The organism is Photobacterium sp. R1, from assembly GCF_054600795.1.
The window spans coordinates 1-355 of sequence record NZ_BAAHZP010000238.1 but is presented as its reverse complement, the minus strand read 5'-3'; the positions used below and the strand labels follow the sequence as shown (position 1 = coordinate 355).

1 pseudogene is annotated in these 355 nt (G+C 58.3%); it reads right to left on the bottom strand.

From position 1 onward, the window contains the following. Positions 1 to 19: 19 nt before the first annotated feature. Positions 20 to 355 (bottom strand): annotated as a pseudogene (locus tag ACYP03_RS24845) (o-succinylbenzoate synthase); the annotation flags it as partial.

Genomic DNA, 355 nt, shown 5'->3' with positions numbered 1-355 from the left:
CGATGCAGACTGTGCGGATTCATGACTGCCATACCTGTATGTGTTGCTGTAACGAGTGGAGCGGTAGCATGCTGCCCGGCCAGGGGATTTCAAGCTGCGCACTGAACAGATGAAGTGTATCCAGCCCGGGCAGACTCTCTGGCAGCAACCAGTGAGAGAGGCGTGCGAGCTGCGTCAGTCCCAGGCTGGATTCAAGCGCTGAGCTTATCACCACAGACATGCCCGCGGCTTGTGCGTCCCCAATCAATTGCGCACAGCGCTGCACCGAACCGATCAAAGTCGGTTTCAGGACAAGCGTCTGAGCACCCGCCAGGCGATTGAGTCTGAAATCCGGCGCTCTGGCGGCATGCTGTAA